At 75.2% G+C, this 12,603-nt stretch carries 9 protein-coding genes and 1 pseudogene; 7 read left to right on the top strand and 3 right to left on the bottom strand.

Annotated elements, in window-relative coordinates:
* Positions 1–23: 23 nt before the first annotated feature.
* Complete coding sequence (locus tag ACIQKA_RS11360; RefSeq protein ID WP_383446241.1) at positions 24–1,751, bottom strand: amidase; 1,728 nt, start codon at positions 1,749–1,751, stop codon at positions 24–26.
* A gap of 176 nt (positions 1,752–1,927) precedes the next feature.
* Here ACIQKA_RS11360 and ACIQKA_RS11355 point away from each other — a divergent pair, with 176 nt between their 5' ends.
* Positions 1,928–2,650, top strand: coding sequence for a TetR/AcrR family transcriptional regulator (locus ACIQKA_RS11355; RefSeq protein ID WP_402540740.1), 723 nt, complete (start codon positions 1,928–1,930; stop codon positions 2,648–2,650).
* 14 nt (positions 2,651–2,664) lie between these two features.
* On the opposite strand, the pseudogene ACIQKA_RS11350 reads toward ACIQKA_RS11355, so the two are convergent.
* Positions 2,665–2,955: pseudogene (locus ACIQKA_RS11350) on the bottom strand (allantoin permease); the annotation flags it as partial.
* Between the two features lie 260 nt (positions 2,956–3,215).
* Between ACIQKA_RS11350 and ACIQKA_RS11345 the strand changes: the two are divergent.
* The 6 genes from ACIQKA_RS11345 to ACIQKA_RS11320 all read left to right on the top strand — a co-directional run bounded on the left by ACIQKA_RS11345 (position 3,216) and on the right by ACIQKA_RS11320 (position 11,043).
* Positions 3,216–4,709, top strand: coding sequence for a glutamate synthase small subunit (locus ACIQKA_RS11345; protein WP_391094006.1), 1,494 nt, complete (start codon positions 3,216–3,218; stop codon positions 4,707–4,709).
* Between the two features lie 396 nt (positions 4,710–5,105).
* Complete coding sequence (locus ACIQKA_RS11340) at positions 5,106–5,777, top strand: carbonic anhydrase (RefSeq protein WP_383154864.1); 672 nt, start codon at positions 5,106–5,108, stop codon at positions 5,775–5,777.
* Positions 5,778–6,110: 333 nt separating this feature from the next.
* Positions 6,111–8,804 carry a LuxR C-terminal-related transcriptional regulator gene (locus ACIQKA_RS11335; RefSeq protein ID WP_391094005.1) on the top strand — a complete coding sequence of 898 codons (2,694 nt, stop codon included), beginning with the start codon at positions 6,111–6,113 and terminating at the stop codon, positions 8,802–8,804.
* A 120-nt stretch (positions 8,805–8,924) separates the two neighbouring features.
* Positions 8,925–9,122: a hypothetical protein gene (locus ACIQKA_RS11330; RefSeq protein WP_383154859.1), complete on the top strand. Its 198-nt coding sequence runs from the start codon at positions 8,925–8,927 to the stop codon at positions 9,120–9,122.
* 33 nt (positions 9,123–9,155) lie between these two features.
* A complete protein-coding gene (locus ACIQKA_RS11325; protein WP_391094003.1) occupies positions 9,156–10,463 on the top strand; it encodes a cation:proton antiporter in 1,308 nt (435 codons plus the stop codon).
* A gap of 172 nt (positions 10,464–10,635) precedes the next feature.
* Positions 10,636–11,043: an SHOCT domain-containing protein gene (locus tag ACIQKA_RS11320; RefSeq protein WP_383431660.1), complete on the top strand. Its 408-nt coding sequence runs from the start codon at positions 10,636–10,638 to the stop codon at positions 11,041–11,043.
* A 64-nt stretch (positions 11,044–11,107) separates the two neighbouring features.
* On the opposite strand, the gene ACIQKA_RS11315 is transcribed toward ACIQKA_RS11320, so the two are convergent.
* Positions 11,108–12,526, bottom strand: a complete 1,419-nt coding sequence (locus ACIQKA_RS11315; protein ID WP_391094002.1) for a DUF2252 family protein — start codon at positions 12,524–12,526, stop codon at positions 11,108–11,110.
* Positions 12,527–12,603: the final 77 nt, after the last annotated feature.

Below are 12,603 nucleotides of genomic sequence, written 5' to 3'. Positions count from 1 at the left end.
GCCCTCCGGGCGGATCGCTCCGCCTACAGGCGCGGCGTGCGCGGCGGCGGCGTGCGGCGGTCGCCGGTCTTCTCGAACGCCGCCGCGAGGGACAGCAGGGCGTTGTCGTCGTAGGCGCGGCCCGCGAAGGTCAGACCGACGGGCATGCCGATGTCCCGCATGGTGCCCATGGGCACGGTCACGGTCGGGATGCCGAGGTGGCGGGGGACCAGGTTGCCGTTGGCGACCCAGACGCCGTTGCGCCAGCCGAGGTCGGCGGACGCCGCGTCGACGTCCATGTCGGCGGGGCCCACGTCGGCCACCGCGGGGAAGACCACCGCGTCCAGGCCCAGTCCGTCCATCCACAGTTCCAGGTCGACGCGCCGCGTCTCCTCCAGGCCGCGCAGCCCCCGCTCCAGGAGGGGCATGTCGGTGAGGGACGCGTACGGGCGCTCGCGCACGAAGCGGGGGTACTCGCCGATCGTGTCCTCGAAGCCCTCGTACCGGTCGGGCAGTTCGCCCTCCCGCGCGGGCCAGATGAGGTCCCCGTCGACGTCGGCCAGGGTGGAGAGCGCCGGGTCGCCGTTGGCGCGCAGGAAGTCGTCCCAGGCCCAGGCGGACAGGTCCTCGATCTCGAAGGTCAGGTACGCGCGGTCGACCAGCCCGCGGGTGAGCAGCGAGGGCGCTCCGGGGCGGTCGGACTCGTAGTTCGACACGACGGGGAAGTCGACCTCGACCACCTCGGCCCCGGCGGCCTCCAGGTCGCGGCGGGCGGCTTCCCACAGGGCGATCACCGAGGGGCGGGTGTCGATGCGCTGCCCGGTCTGGCCGCCGATGCCTCCGTCGGGGTTCGTCCCGGCGTCGGGGTCGGCGTTGACGTACATCCGGGGCACGCCGAAGCGCTTGCCGGCGAGCGCGGCGGACGCGGCCCCGGCGTCGGCGGGCGCGAGGGCCGGGTAGGAGGCGGGGCGCACCCGTGACGCCGGGGGCAGCGCCACCCACGGCTGCGCGCGCCACAGGTCACCGCGCGTGTGCGGGTCGTCGGCGACGACGACGTCGAGCAGTTCGAGCAGGTCGGCCATGGTGCGGGTGTGCGGGACCACGACGTCCATGGTCGGTACGAGCGGCCAGTTGCCGCGGACCGAGATCACGCCCCGGCTGGGGGTGTAGGCGCACAGCGCGTTGTTCGAGGCGGGGGCGCGGCCCGAGGACCAGGTCTCCTCGCCGAGGCCGAACGCGCCGAAGCAGGCCGCCGTCGCCGTGCCGGAGCCGTTGGAGGAGCCGGAGCCGTAGGCGCTGGTGAGCCAGTCGGCGCTGTAGGGGCTCTCCGCGCGGCCGTACACGCCGCGCTGCATGCCGCCGTTGGCCATCGGCGGCATGTTGGTCAGGCCGATGAGGATCGCGCCGCCCGCGCGCAGCCGCTCGACGGCGAAGGCGTCGTGCTGGGCCACGAGGTGCTCGAAGGCCGGAGAGCCGCACGCGGCCGTGAGCCCCTTGACGAGGTAGCTGTTCTTGGCGGTGTACGGGATGCCGTCCAGCGGGCCCAGCGTCCCGCCGCGGGCGCGGCGGGCGTCGGACGCCTCCGCTTCGGCCCGGGCGTGCGGGTTCATCACGACCATCGCGTTCAGCGCGGTGGCCGTACCGGGCCGGTCGTACGCCTCGATCCGCGCGAGGTGGGCGTCGAGCAGCTCCACCGCGGTCGTCTCCCCCTCCTCCAGCGCCGTGCGCAGGTCGGCGATACGGGCTTCCACGACATCGAATCCGCGCGTCATGAGGGTGTCTCCTGGGTGGTGGGCGGGACGGGCGGGCCGCCGGCCGTCGGGGCGGCCGCGTACGGAGCCGGTCGGCGTACCTCTGCCGATCTCCCTAGATTTTTAGTCTAGAGTAAAAGTCTAGATGGCCGGAACCTACACTTGGGAGCCGAATTTCCGGAACCGGGAGTGAGCTCATGCCGACGTCAGAGACCGGGCCCGCGTCGCCCGACCGCCTCCCCCCGTCGAACGGCGCGGCCGGATCGGCGGACGGCGGGACCGGGGCCGCCCCGCGGCCCGCCGCCCGGATCCCGATCGACAGGAGGCGTCAGCCCAGCGGGGACGACGCGCGGGAGCGGGCCATGCGGGCCGCCATCGGCGTCATCGCCGAGAAGGGCGCGGCGGCCGTGCGCATGGCGGACATCGCCGCGCGGGCCGGCATGAGCACCGGGCACATCCTCTACCACTTCGGCAGGAAGGACCGGCTCCTGCTCGAAGTCCTCGCGTGGAGCCAGGCGGACCTCTGGACCCGGTTCGGGGAGGCCGCCGACCGGGCCGCGTCCCCCGACGAGAGGCTGGACCTGTTCGTCCGCTTCTACCTGCCCCGCCACCGGGGCGACGAACGCTACGCGCTGTGGACGCAGGTCCTGGCCCAGCGCCACGACGAAGCGGGCCGGCGGATCCTCACCGAGCTGCTGGACGGGTGGGACGAACGGCTGGAGGCCATCCTCCGCGAGGGCCGGGACTCGGGGCACTTCGCCGAGGTGGACCTCCCCGAGTTCACCGTCCGGGCCGTGGCCATGCTGAGCGGGCTCTCCGAGGACGTGATGTTCGGACGGTCCCGCTGGCAGCACACCTCCGCACACGCGTTCGCCCTGTCCGCCCTCCGGCGCGAACTGCGTCCCGCCGGCCGGGAGTGACGACGGCGTCGTGGGCGGCGCAGTCGGTGCCCGCCCCCGGTGACGATCGCCACGGGCGGGGTGGGGACGGAGGCGATGGCGGCCGGGGTGACGGGGGAGTACGGCTGGAGGGCGCCGCCGAGGGCGTGGAAGCACAGGGCGATGGACAGGCCCGAGGCGGCGGCGAAGGAGACGACGCCGACCGGATCGACCGCGTGGAGCATCCCGCGGCGGAACTCCGGCCGCAGCGGGGAGGGCTTCAGCGGGTACTTGTCGACGCCGATGTCCGTGGCCACGGTGACGATCCGGGCGATGGCGCGGCGGGAACGGGCGGCGCGGAGCCGGAAGGGCGGTTCCCGGGCACGGGGACGGGACGGCGAGAGGCGCTTCACCGTCGTCGAGGAGCGCGCTCAGGCCCCTGATCGCCGGACGCCGGTGGACGCCCCCCGTCGACACGTCGGGAAGGTCGCCGCGCTTCCCGGACGGCCCCGCGCCCCGGACTGTCCCGCGCCCCGGACGGCCCCGCGCCGCGGACGTACGCTGGGAGGACTCCGCCGGATCCCCGAGCAGCGTTGCGGAGGGCGGCATGACCGACCCCTTCGGCTTCCTCACCACACCCCGCAGGCCCGTCCCCGCGCGGCCCTCCGGGGAGCGCCTCGGCGACTGGGACGAGGTGTACGCCGGCCAGGCCCTGCTGCCGCTCGTCTCCGGGCAGGCCCGCCGCTGCATGGACTGCGGCGTCCCGTTCTGCCACGGGGGCTGCCCCCTGGGAAACCTCATACCCGAGTGGAACGCGTACGCGGCCCACGGCGACTGGCGCACCGCCTCGGAACGGCTGCACGCGACCGACAACTTCCCCGAGTTCACCGGGCGCGTCTGTCCGGCGCCCTGCGAGGACGCCTGCGTCCTGGCGCTCGCGGGGGAGCCGGTGACCATCAAGAACGTCGAGCAGGCCATCGCCGACGAGGCCTGGGCGCGGGGCCACGTCCGCGCCCACCCCCCGGAGCGGCTGACGGGACGGTCGGTCGCGGTGGTGGGCTCGGGCCCCGCGGGACTGGCGGCGGCGCAGCAGCTCACCCGGGCCGGCCACCGCGTCACGGTCTTCGAACGGGCCGACCGCGTCGGCGGACTGCTGCGCTACGGCATCCCCGCCTTCAAGCTGGAGAAGCGGTGGCTGGACCGGCGCGTCGCGCAGATGCGGGAGGAGGGCACGCTGTTCCGCACCGGGGTCGACGTCGGCACCGATCTGGACGCGACCGCGATGAGGAACGCGCACGACGCGGTGATCGTGGCCGTCGGGGCGACGGAACCCCGCGAACTGGGCGTGCCGGGAAGGGAATCGACGGGCGTTCACCAGGCCATGGAGTACCTGACGGCGGCGAACCGGGCGGCCGAGGGCGACCGCGCGCGGCCGGCCGTGACGGCCGAGGGCAGGCACGTGGTGATCATCGGAGGGGGCGACACCGGCACGGACTGCCTCGGCACCGCCCTGCGCCAGGGCGCCGCGTCCGTGGTGCACGTGGACATCAACCCGATGGCGGGCGCGGCCCGGCGGGAGAGCGAGCCGTGGCCCCTGGTCCACCCGAGGATCCACCGCGTCTCCCACGCCCACGAGGAGGCCCGCGACCGGGACGGCGACGACCCGAGGGTCTTCGGCACGGCCGCCCTGTGGTTCGAGCACGACGCGGCTGGCCGGGTCGAGGCGGTGTGCCTCACGGAGGTGGACCCCTCGGACCGGACTCCGCGTCCGGGAACCGAGCGGACGCTGCCCGCCCAACTGGTCCTGCTCGCCCTGGGGTTCCGCGGTCCCGCACACGGCACGCCCCTCGCGGCGGCGCTCGGGCTCGTCCCCGACGACCGGGGCAACTTCGCCCGCGCCGCCGACTTCGCGGCGCGGACGGCGGACACGGCTCCGGTTCCGGAGGGGGTCTTCGTGGCGGGCGACGCGGGGCGCGGACAGTCCCTGGTGGTCTGGGCCCTGGCGGAGGGCCGTTCCGCGGCGGCCTCGGCGGACCGCTATCTGAGGGGTTCCGGCGAGCTGCCCGCCCCCATCACGGCCGGGGACGGCCCGCTGGCGTAGCCGGACGGGCGGACCGCTCCCGAGAACACCGGACGCGCCATCCGGCGGCCGCGCGGCTCCGAATCCCCGGTACACCCCGGTCTCCACCGGCTCGATCCCCGCCGAGGGGGCGGTCGTGATCGCCATCATGCCGTCGTCCGGCACACACGCCACGGCGTCGCCCCGTCCTACGGCCCCGGGCCGGGGCCCGGAAGGACCCGGACGGCTCGCGGAAGTCCTCTCGCCCCGCACGGGGCGACGGCCGGGCGGGACCGGCCTCGCGACGGGGCGCCGAGCGGCACGACCACGCGCCGCGTGCCGCGGCCCGCCGGAGCCGGCCCCCTCCGCGGTGAAGCCGGGCGCACGTCCCGCGCCGTCCTGCCCCGGCCCGCAGACGCCGGGCCGTAAGGTGATGCCATGCCTAGAACTTCTCCTTCCGTCGCTCTCGACGCCCTCCTGGCCGGCAACAAGCGTTTCGTCTCGGGCGCGCCCGAGCATCCCAACCAGGACGCGGCCCGCCGTGCGGAGCTGGCCCCGGGGCAAGATCCGTTCGCCGTCGTTCTCGGCTGCTCCGATTCGCGTCTCGCCGCCGAGATCATCTTCGACCAGGGCCTCGGGGACCTGTTCATGGTGCGGACCGCGGGACACGTGCTCGGCTCCGAGGTGCTGGGAAGCATCGAATACGCCACCAGCGTCCTCGGCGCCCGCCTCGTCGTCGTGCTCGGGCACGACTCGTGCGGTGCGGTCGCCGCCGCCCGTGCGGCGGTCGAGGACGGGTTCGCGGCGGGCGGCTTCGTCCGCGACATCGTGGAACGCGTCACGCCGAGCATCCTGGCCGCGCGCACCGCCGGCCTGACGTCGGACAGCGACGTGATCGACGAGCACATCCGCCACACCGTGGACCTGCTGCTCGACCGGTCCCGTCTGCTCTCCGAGCAGGTCGCGGCCGGGGAGGTCGCCGTCGTCGGCCTGGGCTACGCCCTCGCCGAGGGGAGCGCCCGCCTGGTGACCACCCGGGGCGTCGAAGCACCGGAAGCCGTCCCGGCCGGGGCGGCGATCGGAGCCGGCGGGAAGACCTCCGCCCCGTGACCCTCCACCCGTGACCCTCCGATCCGCTTCATCGATGCGCTGACCCCCGGTCGCGCGGCCCGTCGTCCCTCCCGCCGACCGGCCCGCGCGTCCCGTCGCCGCCCCGGTCGGCGAACGGTCGGCCCGGCCCCTCCACCGGCCGCGGCGTCCGTTCGCCGACCTCTCCGCTCCTCTCCCGACAAGGCCCGGTGGCCCCGGAACCCGCCGAGGAGGCCCGCACCCGCCGCCCCGCCGCCCCGCCGGGTCGCCGAGCCCGCCGACGCCGCCACGGACCCGCACGGCAGTCATGTCCGATTTGACTCCCCGGTCGGTTCTGCCACCGTGGTGGGTGTCATGCCCCACACGTTCCGCGGCCCTGGCCGCGAAGGCACCGCCGGGACCGCCACACCGGGCGGCGACCCCCTCCTCGCCGCCCGGTTCGCCGTTCCCCGCCTGCCCGAGACCTTCCTCCGCAGGCCTCGCCTGGCAGAGAGCCTCACCCGTGCCCTGACCGGTCCGGAGCCCCTGGTGCTGGTCAACGGGCCGGCGGGGGCGGGCAAGACCCTGCTGGCCGCCGACTGGTTCGGCACGCGGCCGCTGCCGGGGCCCGCGGCGTGGCTGACGGTCGAGGCCGGGGACAACGCCCCCGGGGTCTTCTGGTCCTACGTCCTGGGGGCCCTCTGCCACCACGGGCTCGCCCTGCCCGGCGCCGTCGGCCGGCCCGCCCGCCCCGGCGAGGTCGACCTCTCGCTGCTGTCCCGGCTCGCGGCGCACCTGAACGACCTGACCGAGCCGGTGATCCTCGTCCTCGACGAGTTCGAGCGGGTCTCCTCGCCGGATGTGGCCGAAGAACTGCGGTTCGTACTGCACCACGCGGGCGCGGGGCTGCGCCTGGTCCTCGTCGGTCGCACCGACCCCCTGCTTCCCCTCCACCGGTACCGGGCCGCCGGGCAGGTGGCCGAGATCCGCGACGCCGACCTGGCGTTCCGGCCCCGGGAGACGGCCGACCTGGCGCGCCGCCACGGCCTGTCCCTGTCGGACGAGGGCGCGCGCACGCTGACGGAACGCACGGGCGGATGGGCCGCGGGGCTACGGCTGTGCGTCCTCGCGGCCCAGCGGGCGGAGGACCCGGAGAGCTTCCTGAAGGAGTTCGAGACGGGGCGGAGCGCGATCGCGGACTTCCTCCTGTCCGAGGTCCTCGACGCCCAGTCCGCCGGGAACCAGGACCTGCTGCTGAGGGCCAGCGTCTGCGAGCGCGTCCACCCCGGCCTGGCGAACGCCCTCACCGGGCGGGACGACGCCGCCCCGATGCTCGCGGAGCTGTGGCGCGCGAACGCGTTCGTCGAGCCCGTCGGTCACGCGTGGTACCGGCTGCACCCCCTGTTCGCCGAGATCCTGCGCGCCCACCTGAACACCCGGCACCCGGGCCTCGAAGGCGAACTGCACGGCTCGGCCGCCCGCTGGCTGAGCGACGCCGGACTGCTCATGGAGGCCCTGCCGCACGCGGCCCGCGCGGGGGACTGGGAGTTCGCGGCGGACCGGCTGGTCGACGACCTGGCGATCGGGCGGCTCGTCACGGGCCTGGACGCCGACCGCCTCGGCGAGCTGTTCGCCGGGATGCCACCGGACACGCCGGGGCCCGCCGCCGACCTGGTCCGCGCCGCCCGCGCACTGGCCCGGTACGACGTCGACCGGTGCCTCGCGCACCTGGACCGCGCCGAGGCGCACCCGGCCCCCGTCGGCGAGGAGTCGCCGTCGGCCGCCCGCCTGAGCGGTGCACTGCTGCGGGTACTGGCCGGCCGGATGCTCGGCTCGCCGGAAACGGCCGAGGCCGCCGCCCGGTCGGTGGAGCGACTGGAGGAGCGGGAGGTGCTCACGGAGCGACTGCGGGCCCGCCCCGAGGTCCGCGCGCTGAGTTCCGCCGCTCTGGGAGCGACACGGCTGTGGGCGGGCGACCTCGACGCGGCCCGAGCGGGGCTGACCGCCGCGGCGGAGGCGCCCGACACGCCCTCGACGGCCCTTCCCCGGCACGACGCCCTGGGCGGACTCGCCCTGATCGACTTCCTGGACGGATGGCCGGGCCGGGCGGAGGCCCGCGCGCGGCAGACGATCGCGGAGGCGGAGCGGTTCGGCCTGGAGCCCTCGGCGCGCAGCCCTCTCGGGCAGCTGGTGCGGGCGGCCGTCGACGTCGAACGCGACGACCTCGCCTCCGCCCGGGCGCACCTCGACCGGACGACCCCGGGACCGCCCCGCCCCCACGATCCGCTCGTCGCCTCCTGGTCGGCCGTCACGCGGTCGAGGCTGCTGTCCGCCGCGGGCCGCGCGGCCGAGGCCCTCCGCGTTCTCGACGACCTCCGGGAGGCGCCGGCCGCCGCGACGCCCTCGCCGTGGATGGACGCCCAGGTGGCGCTGGCGGCGGCGGCCGCGCACATGGCCCGCGGACGTCCGGGGGCAGCGGTCGAGGCACTGGCCGGAGCGCGGGGAGCGGGACCGGAACACGCGATCGCCACGGCCCGGGCCCTGCTGGCGGCGGGCGACGACGAAGCGGCGCGTGCGCTCGCCGCCGCGCTGCCCGCCCTCGACGGCCATGGCCCGGCCCTCACGGTCCGCGCCCTGCTGGTGCGGGCGGAGACCGCCCGCACGCTTGGAGACGGGGCCGCGGCCCGGCGCCTCGTCGCGCGCGCTCTGGCCGTCGCACGGCCCGAGCGCCTGAGACGCCCCTTCCTGGAGGCCGGGATCCGGATCCCGGACCTGCTCGGCCGCCCGCCCGTGCCGGGGCGGGGGCACGACCGGCTTCCGGCCGGTCCGGTTCCGGGGGCGCAGACGCCGGGCGGCGGCGGCTCGGGCCCTGCGCCCGAGCCGCTCAGCGCCCGCGAACACGAGGTCCTCGTCCGGCTGGCGCAGATGATGTCGACGGAGGAGATCGCCGCCACCCTCTTCCTGTCCGTCAACACGGTCAAGACCCACTTGAGGCACATCTACCGCAAACTCGCGGTGACCCGGCGCGGCGAGGCCGTGCGACGGGCCAGGGAACTCGGCCTGCTGTGACGGCACCCGACGGCCGGCCGGAGTCACCCGGGCCGGGTGATGTGCCGCTCCCGCGAGACGCCGCATCATGAGAGGAGGGGCCGGGCCGGGAGCGACCACACCTGCGAGGGACGCGCATCCATGCAGTACGAGATCCGCATCGAGGGGCAGATGTCGAGGACGATGACCGACACGTTCCCGGAGCTGGAGAGCTGTGTCGTGTCCGGCCAGACCCTGCTGTTCGGCCGGGTCGTCGACGAGGCGCACCTCTACGGGCTGCTCGCGCGGTTCCAGTCCCTCGGCCTCCGGGTGGTGGAACTGCGCAGGACCGCTCCCTGACACGCCGGGGACCGAAGGGCTGGAGGACCGGAGATGAGCGGGGAAGCGTGGGCCGGTGTGGCGGTGGCGGGCGTCACCGCCGCGTACGCGCTGGTCTCCCGCCGGCTGGCCTCGACACCGGTGTCGTCGGCGATGGTGTTCGTCGGCTGCGGGGTGCTCCTGGGGCCCGCCGTGCTCGGCGTCATCGACCTTCAGCGCAACGCCGGACAGATCCTCACCCTGCTCGAAGCCGCTCTCGCCCTGGTCCTGTTCACCGATGCCATGGTCGTGCGGCCGAAGGACCTGCGGTCCGGCGGCTTCCTGCCGGGCCGGCTCCTCGGCATCGGACTGCCGCTGAGCATCGGGGCGGGCTGGCTGCTGGCGTGGCCCCTGCTGCCCGGGCTGACCGTCTGGGAGCTCGCCCTGATCGGCGCCGTCCTCGCCCCGACGGACGCGGCCCTCGGCAAGACCGCGATGACCAGCCCGCGGGTCCCGCCGCTCGTACGGCAGGGACTCAACGTGGAGAGCGGCCTGAACGACGGCATGGTGCTGCCCTTCTTCGTACTCTTCCTGGCCGGCGTCCCGGGAACGTCCGCGGCCGAGGAGGGCATGGCGGGCGTGTTCGGACGGGCGCTCGTGCTGAGCACGGTACTGGGCCTCCTGGTCGGCGCGGCCGGCGCCCGACTGCTGGGAGCGGCGCGGGCGCGGGGCTGGGTCTCACGCGAGTGGGCGCAGCTCTTCGTCCCAGCCGTCGCGGCCGCCTCGTACGGGCTGGGGGTCGTGGTGGGCGGCAGCGGCTTCATCGCCGCCTGGGTCGCCGGCTTCGCCTTCGGCCTCGTCCTGCGCCGCCTCCGGGCCGAGGGGACGGCCACCGCTCCGGAGGAAGGGATCGGCCGCACCGCCGAATTCACCGAACACCTCGGCGGGCTCCTGGCCTCGATCAGCCTGCTCGTCTTCGGCGCGGTGCTCCTCGGGCCGACGCTCGAACACCTGAGCTGGCGGCTCGTCGGCTACGCGGTGCTCAGCCTGACCGTCGTCCGGATGCTGCCGGTGGCCGTCGCTCTCGCCGGCAGCGGACTGCGACTGCCCACGGTGGCGTACACCGGATGGTTCGGGCCGCGCGGCCTGGCGTCCGTCGTGCTGGGACTGCTCGTCCTGGAGGAACACGTGCCCGGCGCGGGGCTCCTGGGCAGGGCGGTCGCGGTCACCGTCGGCCTGAGCGTCCTCCTCCACGGCGTCTCGGCCGTCGCCCTCGCCGACCGGTACGGCCGCTGGATCGAGACGACCACGGCCGGAGGCGCGGAGCTGCGTGAGGGGGCGCCGGTCCCCGGGGCCGCCCACCGGCGCATCACCGCCCGGTGACGCCGTACGTCCGCTCCCCGGGCACCGCGACCCCCCGGCCCCCCCGTTTCACCCGTCAGGGGTGAGGCGGGGCGCGCCGTCCCCTGTGACGCTGGAGGGACGACGCCGTCCGGCGGAGGCCGTGAGGAAGGGGCGACGCCGGCCGGCGGGGCGACGAAGAAGGAGCGACGTCATGAACCTGGCCTACGACTATCCGGTCCTCGGAGCGTTCTGGACGGTCCTGTGGATCTTCCTGTGGGTCCTGTGGATCGTTCTGCTCTTCCGGGTCATCGCCGACGTCTTCCGGGACGACGACCTCGGTGGAGCGGCCAAGACGGGCTGGCTCGTCTTCGTGGTCCTGATCCCCTTCCTCGGCGTGTTCGTCTACGTCCTGGCCCGGGGCGGGGACATGGGCAAGCGCGAGGCCCGGCACCTCCAGGACCGGCAACGGGCCTTCGACGACTACGTCCGCGAGACCGCCGGCGGCGGAGCGGGGCCGGGGAACGAGGCGGACCAGCTCGCCAAGCTCGCCGAGATCCGGGCCAAGGGCGACATCACCGACGCCGAATTCCAGCGGGCCAAGGAGAAGATCCTCCACTGAACCCGGGGGAGGGGCGCCGTGCCGGCGGTCCGTGGCGGCCGGCACGGCCCGGTACGACGTCCTCTCAGGCGGTTTCGGCCGGCAGCCGTCCCGCGCCGACGGCGTCGACGAGCGCCCTGTGGTCCCGCTCGTTCTGATCGGCGTAGAGCTCTGCGAACGTCACCAGGGCCCGGTCGAAGACGTCCCCGCCGCCCAGGTAGGCGGCGATGGCGATGCGGTCGCCGGACCTGGCGTGGGCGCGGGCCAGCGTCGCACCGCACAGGGCGCCGAACGTGCGCATGCCCCGCGGCACCATGTCCTCGGCGACGGCGACGCCCTTCCAGTCCCGCAGCTGCCGGACGTAGAAGTCCCGTTGCCGGCCGTCCGTCCCCTCGGCCCGTTCCCAGCCGAGGAAGATGTCGCTGGTGGCCTGCATCAGCCGCTGCCCGGAGACGACCCGCTCGCCCTGCGTCGCGTAAGCGCCGGCTCCGACGTGGGGCGCGAGCACCGACTCGTCGGCCTCCTTGGCCTGGAGGAAGAGCGGGTCCCCGTCGTCCCGCCCGAGCAGGAGCACGATCCAGCAGCGGGTGCCCACGCTGCCGACCCCGACGACCTTGCGCGCCATGTCGACCACCCGGTACTGCCCGAGCAGGAACCGCCGATCCGACTGCAGGGTCTTGCCGTACCGCTTGATCAGCCGGCGGATCTGCCGCTCCAGCCGGTCGCGCCGGTCGTCCGGCAGCAGGTCCGCGAGCGGGGTCACGAGCGGGGGATCGGGGGTGATCCGGCGCTCTCCGTCGACGACGCGGGTGAGCTTGTCGAAGACCTGGAGGGTGTCGTGCGACCGCGCCTTGGCGGTGGCCCGCGCCCAGTGCTCGCGGCCCCGGGCCGACAGCTGCGGACCGAAGTGCTCCCGCACCCACGCCTGGTCGAACCCGGCGTACCAGACGGCCAGGTTGCCGCTGTCGGCGAAGGCGCGCATGGTTTCCCGGTAGGACCGCACGGCGGCCCGCACGATTCCGGCGCGTTCCTCGGTGCCGAAGCCGTTCGTCCGGCCGGCGATGACGAGACTGGCGGCCAGGCGCTTGACGTCCCACTCCCAGGGGCCCGGCAGCGTCTCGTCGAAGTCGTTGATGTCGAACACGAGACGGCGCTCGGGCGAGGCCAGCAGCCGGAAGTTCAGCATGTGGGCGTCCCCGCACAACTGGGTCCGGAATCCCGTCCTCGGCGTTTCCGCGAGGTCGGACGCCATGACGGCGGCGGCTCCCCGGTAGAACCGGAACGGCGACTCGGACATCCTTCCGTAGCGGATCGGCACGAGTTCCGGCAGCCGCGCCGCCGACTGCCCCTCGAGGATGTCCAGCGGGTCCAGCCGCCCGGGCCCGGGCGCGAACTCCGCGTGGCTCGACCGGGGCACGGCGGTCCGCGCGGCCCTGCCCAGCGCGGCGCGCTCCCGGGGAGTGCGGTGCCGCGATCCGCGGCCGTCCACGGGGTTCTCGGTCATGGCATCGGCTCCGAAGGACGGACGCCCCCGCCCTCGGGTGACGGCGGCCGTCGAAGGGGACGTGGAGGAGGACCGGA

Origin of the sequence: Streptomyces sp. NPDC092045 (genome assembly GCF_044756005.1) — a bacterium.
In the GTDB taxonomy this organism is placed as follows: Bacteria; Actinomycetota; Actinomycetes; order Streptomycetales; family Streptomycetaceae; genus Streptomyces.
The sequence above is the reverse complement of the archived record's forward strand: the minus strand, read 5'-3'. Positions and strand labels throughout refer to the sequence as shown.

Bases quoted from the DNA above. Each gene is read 5' to 3' on its own strand.
- ACIQKA_RS11325 (WP_391094003.1), top strand. From the start codon at position 9,156: ATGAGCGGGGAAGCGTGGGCCGGTGTGGCGGTGGCGGGCGTCACCGCC.
- ACIQKA_RS11315 (WP_391094002.1), bottom strand. From the start codon at position 12,526: ATGACCGAGAACCCCGTGGACGGCCGCGGATCGCGGCACCGCACTCCC.
- ACIQKA_RS11355 (WP_402540740.1), top strand. From the start codon at position 1,928: ATGCCGACGTCAGAGACCGGGCCCGCGTCGCCCGACCGCCTCCCCCCG.
- ACIQKA_RS11335 (WP_391094005.1), top strand. From the start codon at position 6,111: ATGCCCCACACGTTCCGCGGCCCTGGCCGCGAAGGCACCGCCGGGACC.
- ACIQKA_RS11345 (WP_391094006.1), top strand. From the start codon at position 3,216: ATGACCGACCCCTTCGGCTTCCTCACCACACCCCGCAGGCCCGTCCCC.
- ACIQKA_RS11360 (WP_383446241.1), bottom strand. From the start codon at position 1,751: ATGACGCGCGGATTCGATGTCGTGGAAGCCCGTATCGCCGACCTGCGC.
- ACIQKA_RS11330 (WP_383154859.1), top strand. From the start codon at position 8,925: ATGCAGTACGAGATCCGCATCGAGGGGCAGATGTCGAGGACGATGACC.
- ACIQKA_RS11340 (WP_383154864.1), top strand. From the start codon at position 5,106: ATGCCTAGAACTTCTCCTTCCGTCGCTCTCGACGCCCTCCTGGCCGGC.
- ACIQKA_RS11320 (WP_383431660.1), top strand. From the start codon at position 10,636: ATGAACCTGGCCTACGACTATCCGGTCCTCGGAGCGTTCTGGACGGTC.